Genomic DNA, 8,777 nt, shown 5'->3' on the forward strand with positions numbered 1-8,777 from the left:
AACGGGACACGATAGTTGAATAATACATATTGATGAGCAGGTTACCTTAATCAACTAAGTGATGGATAAAATATAAATATAAGTGTTCTCTCCCAAACTATTGGAAAATATTATGGTACGATGTCCTTATTCGGTTGTTTCAAGGGGAGGGAAGATACCTTGCTAAATACTCAGGATATTGCTATAGAAGCATTAACTTATTATCCAATTACTTATCAATCAATAGCTCATATTAGCCAAAATGCAAACACCATCTATAAAGTGACAGATAAGGAAAGTAACTGCTATAGTTTGCGAATACATCTATCAAAAAGTGATTCGATGGAAAGTATTTGGTCTGAGGAAAAAGTCATCCATTCAGAAATGATTTGGCTGGAATCATTAACAAATGATACAAATCTGGTGTTGCCATCACCTATAAAAAATAACATTGGTGAATATGTTACTAAGATAGCTGACATAAACTGTACATTGTTGAAATGGGTAGATGGTGAACAAAAACAATTTGTTCCAACAGTCAATGATGCCGAGTGTGTAGGCGAATTGATCGGAAAGCTTCATAAACAATCATCTTTTTGGGAAATTCCGTCATCATTTACTCGACCGTCATTTGATAATTCTAGAATTTCACAATCATTAGAAAAGCTAAAACAGCTTGCTAACGGTGGTGAGCTCGATAAAAATGATGTGGAAATTCTGCAACTGGCCGGAGAGTGTGCAATTTTAATGATGAACGACATAGAAACAACACCTGGCAATTGGGGGATAATTCACGCAGATTTGATTCCAAGTAATTTTGTGTTTCATGAACAAGAAGCTAGAGCTATTGATTTTGGAGCTTGTGGGTTCGGATATTATTTATTCGATTTAGGTTGGACACTTTCTTATATCCACCCAGCATTCAGAAACCAGTTGCTAGAATCATACGCAAAACAATTCGACCTGCCTCATAATTATGTTCAACGTTTGGAAGGTTTCTTTGTAGCAGCACAACTCGAAACAATGAATTTTTGGCTTGGACTGCCTGAATCTAATGAGTGGTTACCCAGTCACATTAGTAAATTAGCTAGTCGGGAATTTAAGCGATATGTAAATAAAGAAGAATTTCTCTTTAGTGGTACTCCTTACTGGGAGTAGTTTGTTCAACGAACGGAGAACGCTAGCCCAGATATTTTGGGAGCAGTTTTGCTTCAGAAGAATAGAGATCATGATAAGCTTATTATCGAAAAGAATCTATAACCGCATAAAACAAAAGGAGAGGTACTTTGAAAAAAATTAGGGAAGCAACAAAAGAGGAAATGATCGAAATTTATAAGATGGGCTATGATGTTTGGGGAGATAATCTGCCTTATGAAGAATATATAACTATGTGCCAGGCTTCCAAAAAGTATAAAAAGGGAAAGTGGTACGTTCTTGAAGAAACAGATACAAAGCAACTATTAAGCTCCCTCATCGTATATGAACTAAATCTTTCTGATGACCAAATTGTAAAAGGGATTGGTTCAATTGCTACGCCTTTATATTTAAGAAAAAAAGGACATGCTTCTTTATTGGTCAAAGAAACGATAAATAAACTTGAACAGGAAGAAAAGTGTAACAACTTTTTCCTTTATAGTGATATTGGAATAGAATTTTACAAAGAATTAGGTTTTATTGTACTACCTAATGAGTTCCAAAAATATAAAGACAGTCTTTGTATGTATTACTCAAAAGAAAATGATATCGACTCCATAGTACTTGATATCCCCGATTACTTTTAAAGCACATCCTTATTGAAGTAATGGGAAACGATAGGCTAACCCAGGTGATTCTATAAGTTTCACCCTCTAATTCTCCTTCTAAGCAACGATTTTGATTTGAATTACAAATATGAGATTATAGCGGGTGTAAAAAAATGCCGGTCACCTTAAGCAGGTGGCCGGTGTTTTCATATTAGCGTTTCGGCATTTTGCTCTCATCCATGTACAGCAGATTCCAGCGGTGACCGTCCAGGTCGGCAAATCCTGCGCCGTACATCCAGCCGTCAATTTCACTCGGCTTGCCAAAGATGTTGCCTCCGGCAGACTCTGCTTTTTGAATAAAGGCATCTACTTCTTCTCTGCTTTCAGCGCCAATGGAGAATATTACTTCTGCGCTATGGGAAGTATCTGCGGTTTTAGAACCTGTGAATTTCTCAAACGCCGCATCCGGGAACAGCAGAATCGTTGTTTGGCCTATGTCAAGCTTGGCTCTCTCGTTACCAACGCTCACTGCATGGAATCCAATCTCATTGAAAAAGGCAGTTGACCTCTCAACATCTTTGACCGGCAGGTTAATCCAGATCTCCTGTGGCATGGCTATAGCCTCCTGGAATAATTTTTTAACAACTCCTACTATACTCTAGTTCTGGCAGCAGAAGCGAATCTTACAAAAGAATCCACAATGACATTTCTGTCTTGCATTATTCGGTTTCCTTAGTAACTTCTCCTCTCTATATCGCAACTCACTCTTAATTGAAATACTCGATAGTTTTCTCAATAAATGCCTTGGCCGATTTTGTCAGAAAACGGTCGGACCTATGAATGATCTCAAAGTGACGGTATGGCGGATCGTCTGTAATTCGGATGCAGCGTAGTGTTGGTTCATTCATCGCTTGGATCAAACGATAAGGCAGCAATGTTCCTCCGACGTTGGCTTTAACCAAGCTAATAATGGAAGTAGCCGAACTGGTCTCCATGATCGTATTTAAACTGAATCCATATTTACGGCAATAGCCATCAACCAGTTCTCTGCCCGTAAATCCTTCGGGGAACATCACAGTTTGGATATTTCGCAGTTCCTGGATTCCAATCGTGCTTCGTTCAGCCCAATCATGATTCTCGGAAACGACGAGTACATATTCTTCACTGCACAAAGGAATGCGTACAAGCCGATCATCAGGGGCAGACGTGATCTCGATGCCTATATCTACTTCATTATCCAGCACTTGATTCAAGACGTAGATCGAAGAGATAACCTTCAGCTGCACCTTGGGGAATCGTGCATGAAAATTCACGAGCAATGGGGTGAGCCGATAGTCCAGATCGGAAGGGAGAACACCAATTACTAACCTACCTCGTTGGTCATTGCGTAATTCAGCTAACGCATCCTGGGTATTCTGTAAATGCCGAATCATCTGTACACAGTGCTCCAGAAACAGATTTCCTGCCTGGGTCATCACAATCTTTTTACCGACTCGGTCAAATAAGGGAACGCCGAGTTCATCCTCGAGCGCACGTATTTGTTGGCTCAACGTAGGTTGAGATATACCGAGTTTCTCAGCTGCTCGTGTAAAATGAAGCTCCTCACACACCGCAATGAAGTTTTCCATCTGACGAATCTCCATATGAATACCCTCTAATCATTGGTTTTAGTAATCATTTTAATAGAAACTATAGTATTGTTCAATCATTCTAATGATTCTATACTTAATCGTGCACCACCCAACGATCTGTCGTTAACAAATAGGATGATGGGTGAATGTAACGATACTACTACCATGAGGTGATTCATAATGAAACTTTTTTATATCGTCCTGGCGCTTATCCTGGCTTCACTGAATTTACGACCACCCATTACATCCATTTCACCTCTAATGAGCACTGTACAGAATGATCTGGGTATAAGCGGGATTACCGCGAGTCTGTTAACCACACTTCCGGTATTATGCATGGGCATATTTGCTCCGTTCTCCGTAAGATTAAGCAGAAAGTGGGGAAATGAGGGCGCAATTGTTCTGGCTTTAATCCTCATTGGGTTAGGTACGGGATTACGATGGTTTGTTGGTACAACTCCATTGATGATGTTAACTTCTTTTCTATCCGGTGTAGGAATTGCATTGGCAGGGCCGCTATTATCCAGCTTCATTAAGCAGTACTTCCCTGACCGAGTAGCAGCCATGGTGGGCATCTACTCTACAGCGATGGTGATGGGGGCCAGCATTAGTGTGGGACTATCGGTTCCGCTTCAGCATACGCTGGGTGGTTCGTGGAGGGGCTCGTTGGCTGTATGGGCATTTCTCGCAGCCATTGCATTGCCGATCTGGTTGAGATTAGCCTGGTCTGCGCGCACAGATCGACAATCCGGTAAAAATTCGAGTGTACTTAATGCACCACTTCCGGTGAACAACAAGCGTGCCTGGATGCTGACATTATTCTTCGGGCTGATGGCAGCGATCTTCTACTCGTTGACCGCTTGGCTTGCGCCAGCAATCCAAAGCCAGGGGTATAGTCAAGAGACGGCTGGCAACATCCAAACCTTATTTACATTGATATCTCTGCCCTCTACGTTGTTCATTCCCATGCTTGTACACCGTTACCGAAGACGTGTATTCTGGCTTGTCGGGTGTGCGTTATTAGAGTTGATGGGTGTCCTGATGCTGAACATATCCGTTAGCCCCTGGCTAGCGGCGATTCCACTCGGTATTGGAGCGGGCGGACTGTTCCCGATTGCACTGATGTTGCCCATTGATGAAACACGCAATGCTCAGGAAGCCAGTAGCTGGTCCGCAATGACCCAATCAGGTGGTTACGTTCTCGGAGCGCTTGGGCCGCTAGCCATTGGCTGGCTCCACGATGCAACGGGCAGCTTCGTCCAAGCATTCTATGGTTTGGCTGTAATCATCGTGCTTCAGATTATCGTTCAATTGGCTATAGGAAATAAAAAAAGTTCTCCAGCGAGTTAGGATAAGCCCCAGAGCTGAGAGGATGTACTATTTTCATGATGAGTTTAGAAACGGATTTTATTGGGGGAAAATAAGTAGAGGAGTTTCCTATATGGTAGCTCCTCTTTTCTAGTAAATTAAACGGGCAATATACTAAGGTAATATTGGATTATAGGTTCATTCTATAAAGATTATTTCTTTTATATATTAGACCAATAAAAGCCTGTCGCGATATTATGTTATTTATAATAATAACGCGGAGGAATGGTCTGATGTCTATTTATGATTTTCAAGCGAAGTCCATTAATGGTGAGCCTGTTGAATTGTCAATTTATCGTGGAAAAGTTCTGCTTATTCTGAACACTGCCAGTAGATGCAGCTATTCACGCCAATTACCTGATCTTCAAAGGCTTTACGAAATTCATCATGAGCAAGGGTTTTAAATATTAGGTGTTCCTTGTAACCAATTCAACGAGAAAGAGCCAGAGAGCAACTTGGAACTACATGAATATTGTGAGAGCAACTTTGGAGTTAAGTTTCCTTTATTCGAGAAAGTTGAGGTTAGGGGACCGTCTGCTCATCCGTTATTTCAATATTTAACACAGCAAGCACCATTTCAAGGATTCGATACTGAGACATCAGGTGGTCAATGGATGCAGGATTTTCTGCGGGAAAAGTATCCGGACATATATGCCGGTGTCGCGATCAAGTGGAATTTCTCAAAGTTTTTAATCGATCGAAACGGCCATATATATGGTAGATACGAAACAATGACTGAACCATTTGACATAGAGGTATTTATTGAATCACTTCTTTTAAAGTAAATGAATCCGATTAGTGATTGAGCTAACGGGCAGGATAGTTCAATCGTTTCTCGAATATTTTATGAGTTGGATAATTTTATGAACTTTGTGATTATAACGTTATCTGAAAAATACGTTTTTGAAGGATGATTAAATTGAAACAAGGGATATTAGTTTATCTAAATGGAACTTCAAGTTCTGGAAAGACTTCCATATCGACTGAACTGATAAATCAGAAAGAGATTCCTTTTTATCATTTATCAATTGATGATTTTTTTAATAATTACAATGATTTTATTAATAATAAATTTCCAGATGAACCTCCGAGAGAAATAGATCATCAAGTTGTCTCACAAATACTTGATGATTCCATATTCTCAGTGTACCATTCGACAATTAAATTGTTATCAGAAATGGGTTTTAATGTAATAGTAGATACTGTAATCGACAATGACAAGAGGTTTAATGAGTTTCTTGATCAATTTTTCGATCAGCCTACGTTATTTATAGGTGTAATATGCTCGAAAGAAGAACTCATAAGACGAGAACAAGCAAGAGGAGATAGAAAAATTGGACTGGTAGCTTCACAGTTTAGCAAAGTATATTGCTTTAATGAATATGACCTCGAAGTAAATACTGAAGAGATGAATCCAAAAGAATGTGCCGAAAAGATATTAAGTTTTATTAAGTCCAATAAGGAATACTCAGTATTTAAGAAATTAAGTAAAAAAAATGTTAGTGTTTCCTAGTAGGCGTATCCATCAGATAACACCATATTCCAGCATTGAGGCTATTGCCTCTCGGTTTGCCCGAGGGATTTCGGAATTAAGGTAAAAGGAAACGATAGTTCGATTAGACATAAGGGCAGCCGATCAATGGATCGGCTGCCTTTATTCAACTAACAGGCAGGATAGCGTAGTGATAGCCTTTTTTGGTATCGAAAGCACTTAAACCCCAAATGATTATAATTAATTATTATAGATACAAATAATTAGTAAGATAGTAAAATTTACAATTGATCATTACCTGATTAGGATTATGAACTGATATATGATCAAGAAAAAAATTGAGGAGTAATGCGATGTATACACAACCTACTGTCTTACGTTCAGTCCTAGATCCAAAATACTTGGAATACTGTTTGAGCAATCATTATGATATCGGGCAATGGATTGAATGTTTGTATTGGTTACGAGGATTAAATGATATTTACAGGGTGCGAACTTCTAATGGATTTTACATACTTCGTGTTTACCGCGTTGCAATTAACGAAAATGATGTAGCGTATGAGTTATCCTTATTAACGCAATTGAAAATTGTCCTTAACTCTGTGGACACAAAAGTGTCGGAACCCATAGCAAAAAAAGACAATAGCTTGTATACCGTTCTAAATGCACCAGAAGGGAAGCGAATTGCTGTAATTTTTCGCTATCTCAATGGCACGGAGAACATACTTCATGACGAGGCATCATGCTTTACCTTTGGAAGATCAGCAGCCGAACTGCATACAGCAATGGATCAAGTTATTCTAAACCAACCGCGATACGAGTTGGACACAAATTTTCTCATCACTCAACCATTGGAACGAATTGTTAACTACATTGGTGAAAAAAATGAGGCAGTACCATTTCTACATGAATTTGCGAATGCATTGAAAGAACAAATCCTTATTGCTTCTAGACAAGGCTTGGATTGGGGGTTATGTCATGGAGATATGCATGGAAATAATAATGCATTCAAAGAAGGAAGCTATTTTACTCACTACGACTTTGAATGGTCTGCTAATGGTTGGCGTGCATATGATTTGGCACAAGTTCGGGCTAGAAAGCGTCAGTTAGAGGATCAAAAAGAACCCTTATGGAATGCGTTAATCTCGGGTTACAGATCTGTCAGAAACTTCTCAGCACAAGATGAATTGGCAATAGAACTATTTGTTATAGCTCGACGCTTTTGGGTGATGAGTCTAGATGTCGCTTTTATCGACAGTGATTCTGGTGCTTTAGATTATTTAGAAGATTGGCTTGAAGGTTTTATTGATGAATTTAGAAACTTTGAAATTGTGTAAATGAAATTTTATTATTTATTTTTACCAACGGGACAAAATAGCGCCATTGAAAGTGTACGTACAGTGATAGGAGACTTTCGGTGAGAGAAGGAAGTAACATAACCCAAACCGCGGAGCCGGTCCATCCGGGTGAAACATTAATTCTAGCGCCCCGTACTTCGGGCGCTGGCTATTCGTCACGCCATCTAACTGATAAGCGCCTCCAAACATCTTTTTCTCCCAAAGATCCCTTGATCCTCCTGTATAAGCAGATACGCTGCCATTGGAAATATGAGTTTCAAACTGACTCTTATAGATCCCCTGCTCAAGCAATGCCTGAGCCACACTTTTCATGTCCGCATTTGGCCGATCAGGATGAAAATGCAGCGCGACCCTCGCGTTTGTAAACAGCTTAAGCACGGTATCCTCATATATACTCCAAGGGATATCTGACAGCTGAAGAACTTCCTTAATTGTCTTTTGAGCCTCGTATTTTCGGGTTCTAGCGTACTGTGTAACATAGATTCACGGTGATATCATATTAAATGATGAAGTAGAAATGCTTGTTGCCGATCCTTCGTTCAAAGGAACTTACATAGGAGATGTATTTGAACAATTATGCTTAAAGTATTCTATTAAACTATATTGGCATATGGGATTTGCTATGCGTGTAGAAGAAATACCTGCGGATTTAAGAGGATCAACTATGCCTTCCTTAGCTAAGCGGATAGCGCGTAATGATTATATCGACGCTAGTGTGGTCGGAGCAGCTATCAATGATTTAAAACGTAATCCTGCACGATGGAGCGATAGGGGGACCTATGAAGAGGTGCTTCAAGAATTTAAATATATGTGGCATATTTTAGTTAGATTTGGTAATCCATTTGAGTGTAAATGAATGACTAATTCGTTGAACTGGTGTGGGAAGTTAGCTCAATAAACAGGATAAGGTAGCTGTTCAGTCAACGTGATAGGCTCTAATCTAATCAGTTGAAGCCAAGTAGCCTAGGACACCGGATTTGCTTTGCTCGTTCCCTTTTTCGCTATGCTTTTGAAGAAACATACATTTAAAAATCGCTTCTCAATCACTGAGAGAAAGGACGTTACTTGAGTTTCTCTACAGTACTGCTGCCGGATTTGAGAAGTGGAGAAGATCAATATCGAGGATCTTAACTGGGAAAACCGCTCTGCTGATAATGACAAGGGTGAATAAGAGTTATAGGAAATCAGCGTAAAAATACAACATTGA

7 protein-coding genes and 3 pseudogenes are annotated in these 8,777 nt (G+C 39.6%); 7 read left to right on the plus strand and 3 right to left on the minus strand.

Annotated features, from left to right (window positions below; all coding sequences use genetic code 11):
- Nucleotides 1–159: 159 nt before the first annotated feature.
- Nucleotides 160–1,137: a phosphotransferase enzyme family protein gene (locus tag ACWNM1_RS29505; protein ID WP_449603766.1), complete on the plus strand. Its 978-nt coding sequence runs from the start codon at nucleotides 160–162 to the stop codon at nucleotides 1,135–1,137.
- A gap of 128 nt (nucleotides 1,138–1,265) precedes the next feature.
- Entirely contained in the window at nucleotides 1,266–1,760 is a 495-nt protein-coding gene (locus ACWNM1_RS29510; protein ID WP_449603767.1) for a GNAT family N-acetyltransferase, read from the plus strand.
- Between the two features lie 172 nt (nucleotides 1,761–1,932).
- Here the strand turns inward: ACWNM1_RS29510 and ACWNM1_RS29515 are convergent, their stop codons facing one another.
- The gene (locus ACWNM1_RS29515; RefSeq protein WP_449603768.1) at nucleotides 1,933–2,334 is read right to left on the minus strand and encodes a VOC family protein; all 402 of its coding nucleotides are present in this window, start codon (nucleotides 2,332–2,334) and stop codon (nucleotides 1,933–1,935) included.
- Between the two features lie 154 nt (nucleotides 2,335–2,488).
- Complete coding sequence (locus ACWNM1_RS29520) at nucleotides 2,489–3,349, minus strand: LysR family transcriptional regulator (protein ID WP_231573292.1); 861 nt, start codon at nucleotides 3,347–3,349, stop codon at nucleotides 2,489–2,491.
- A 183-nt stretch (nucleotides 3,350–3,532) separates the two neighbouring features.
- Here ACWNM1_RS29520 and ACWNM1_RS29525 point away from each other — a divergent pair, with 183 nt between their 5' ends.
- The 4 genes and pseudogenes from ACWNM1_RS29525 to ACWNM1_RS29540 all read left to right on the plus strand — a co-directional run bounded on the left by ACWNM1_RS29525 (nucleotide 3,533) and on the right by ACWNM1_RS29540 (nucleotide 7,549).
- Nucleotides 3,533–4,702 (plus strand): MFS transporter, encoded by a 1,170-nt coding sequence (locus ACWNM1_RS29525; protein ID WP_449603769.1) that lies wholly within the window; start codon nucleotides 3,533–3,535, stop codon nucleotides 4,700–4,702.
- 251 nt (nucleotides 4,703–4,953) lie between these two features.
- Nucleotides 4,954–5,505 (plus strand): annotated as a pseudogene (locus tag ACWNM1_RS29530) (glutathione peroxidase).
- 134 nt (nucleotides 5,506–5,639) lie between these two features.
- Nucleotides 5,640–6,233 (plus strand): chloramphenicol phosphotransferase CPT family protein, encoded by a 594-nt coding sequence (locus tag ACWNM1_RS29535; protein ID WP_449603770.1) that lies wholly within the window; start codon nucleotides 5,640–5,642, stop codon nucleotides 6,231–6,233.
- Nucleotides 6,234–6,565: 332 nt separating this feature from the next.
- Nucleotides 6,566–7,549, plus strand: a complete 984-nt coding sequence (locus ACWNM1_RS29540; RefSeq protein ID WP_449603771.1) for a phosphotransferase — start codon at nucleotides 6,566–6,568, stop codon at nucleotides 7,547–7,549.
- 48 nt (nucleotides 7,550–7,597) lie between these two features.
- On the opposite strand, the pseudogene ACWNM1_RS29545 reads toward ACWNM1_RS29540, so the two are convergent.
- Nucleotides 7,598–8,053: pseudogene (locus ACWNM1_RS29545) on the minus strand (DUF3626 domain-containing protein); the annotation flags it as partial.
- On the opposite strand from ACWNM1_RS29545, the pseudogene ACWNM1_RS29550 reads away from it, so the two are divergent.
- Nucleotides 8,052–8,426 (plus strand): annotated as a pseudogene (locus ACWNM1_RS29550) (DUF3626 domain-containing protein); the annotation flags it as partial. The pseudogenes ACWNM1_RS29545 and ACWNM1_RS29550 overlap by 2 nt on opposite strands.
- Nucleotides 8,427–8,777 lie beyond the last annotated feature (351 nt).

This window comes from Paenibacillus sp. Marseille-Q9583, assembly GCF_976954365.1.

Bases quoted from the DNA above. Each gene is read 5' to 3' on its own strand.
- ACWNM1_RS29515 (WP_449603768.1), bottom strand. From the start codon at position 2,334: ATGCCACAGGAGATCTGGATTAACCTGCCGGTCAAAGATGTTGAGAGG.
- ACWNM1_RS29520 (WP_231573292.1), bottom strand. From the start codon at position 3,349: ATGGAAAACTTCATTGCGGTGTGTGAGGAGCTTCATTTTACACGAGCA.
- ACWNM1_RS29525 (WP_449603769.1), top strand. From the start codon at position 3,533: ATGAAACTTTTTTATATCGTCCTGGCGCTTATCCTGGCTTCACTGAAT.
- ACWNM1_RS29540 (WP_449603771.1), top strand. From the start codon at position 6,566: ATGTATACACAACCTACTGTCTTACGTTCAGTCCTAGATCCAAAATAC.